Raw genomic sequence first — 2,041 nt, 5'->3', positions numbered from 1 at the left:
CTAACTTATTGATTTTACTTGGTTAAATTTTTATAGCATTGCACAAGGTGCAATAAAAACAGGTTCAACTCCCGCCATCTCCACCAATCATATAATCACACACAACCACATATCACAAAAAACCCTAGATAAATTAATTATCTAGGGATTTTTTATTGCCATTTATTGCCACCTATTACCGCCTATATTATAATCATTTTTGTATCTCTATTTGTATCTCTCTGCGTTCACAAAAATGGAGATACAAAACAGATTGGCTGGAATGCTAGTTTACTTTTGAAAGATACAAGTTCACCAAATTATGAGATACAAGAATGAAAAGAACCGCCATTAAAAAACGCCCCCTATCTGATACAGTTATTGCTAACCTAGAACCCGAAATCAAAGAATATAACGAAGTGGATAGCAAAGGGCTTTATTTATTCGTCAAGCCAACAGGGGCGAAATCGTGGAAAATGCGTTACAAGGACAACAAAGGCAAATGGCGTTGGCATGGGCTAGGGGCTTATCCTGCCGTTACTGGGGCGATGGCTAGAAAGCTGGTGCAAGAAAAATTTGCAGAATTGGCACACGGCTTGGAAGAATTGACCGCCACGCCTGCACCACCAGCAACCCAAACATTTAAAAGCGTGGCATTGGAATGGTACAACGAACCAGCAATACAAAAACTAGACGATGGCACAAAGTTAAAATATCTTAGCTTGCTAGAAAAACACATATTCCCCACCATGGGCAAAAAAGCCATCAATGAAATATCACGCCAAACATGGCTTAGCTTCTTTAAAAAGCTACAAGAAACGCCAAACCCCCAAACAGGCAAACCCATTATTGAAACCGCCAACCGAGCCTTGCAAGTGTGTAGCCGCATTTATCGCTTTGCCCTGACTCAAGAATTGGCAGGCGTGCAATTTAACCCATTAGAACACTTGCACGAACGCATGATAAAGCACAAGCCTACACAATTAGCCCATGCAAGCGAACAGGATTTACAAAAACTACTGCTGGATATTCAAACCATACCCAGCGAAATTACACGCCTAGGGATACAGTTACTTAGCCACCTATTTTTGCGACCAAATGAGGTGCTTGATGGCAAATGGGCGGAAATTGATTTTGATAAGGGCATTTGGGAAATACCAGCCCACCGCATGAAAAAACGCCGTCCCCATGTAGTCCCATTATCCAAACAGGTAACCGCCCTATTACAGCAACTGCACAGCCTAACTGGTTATGATACTTATCTATTCCCCAGCCGTGCCAAAAACCGTAAAAACGCCCATCAGCGGTTTAGAATGGCATTGCACCGCATAGGCTATCATGATACGCAAACCCTGCATGGTTTTCGCCATATTGCCAGCACCAAGTTAAATAACCACACCGATAAAAACGGCATGAAATTTGATGGGCGTGTTATTGAGTTTGCATTAGCCCATAAAGTGCAAGGCATTGCAGGCGTGTATAATAAAGCCGAATATCTGCACGATAGAAAAATCATCAATCAATGGTACAGTGATTTTTTAGATAGCCTTATTCAGACTAATGATGATTAATTTTATAAAACGATAAAATAAATCAATGTAATTGCACTTATCATAAGTGCAATTTTATTATTATAAAATAATAACTAATATATATAATTAGAATAACTTAATAATTTTTTACATATATAGAATAAGGAAAGGGGAAATCAAAAAATTATTTATTAGATAAGCTCAACAATAATAAATAAACCACCAAAATATCATCAAAACCGCCCATTTATGCAAACAATCGCCACGCCTGCCGCCAATACGCCTGCCAACAGCAACCCATGATACCGACCACAACCACGCCAGCACCACCCCCTAACCCATTACCAGCAACCGCCAACATTCCCCATCACTGATATGCTGGGCGTGTCGGCACATATTCATATAAAAGCACAACCCCAATAACAACCACGCCCAAAACACACCAAAAACATAAAAACAGGGGAAAATGGGGAAAATGGGAAAATGACCCCTACAAAGCTAGATATATCAAGGCTTTGCCGTTTTCCCCC

At 40.3% G+C, this 2,041-nt stretch carries 1 protein-coding gene; it reads left to right on the top strand.

Features of this window, described 5'->3' with window-relative positions:
- Nucleotides 1-314 precede the first annotated feature (314 nt).
- Nucleotides 315-1,550 (top strand): tyrosine-type recombinase/integrase, encoded by a 1,236-nt coding sequence (locus BW928_RS11160; protein ID WP_076556275.1) that lies wholly within the window; start codon nt 315-317, stop codon nt 1,548-1,550.
- The last annotated feature ends 491 nt before the right edge of the window (nt 1,551-2,041 follow it).

The organism is Moraxella cuniculi DSM 21768, from assembly GCF_900156515.1.
Lineage (GTDB): Bacteria > Pseudomonadota > Gammaproteobacteria > Pseudomonadales > Moraxellaceae > Moraxella > Moraxella cuniculi.
This window is presented reverse-complemented; position numbering and strand designations above follow the sequence as displayed.

What these genes read in the sequence shown, in the direction of transcription:
- BW928_RS11160 (WP_076556275.1), top strand. Translation starts at nt 315, where the DNA reads ATGAAAAGAACCGCCATTAAAAAACGCCCCCTATCTGATACAGTTATT.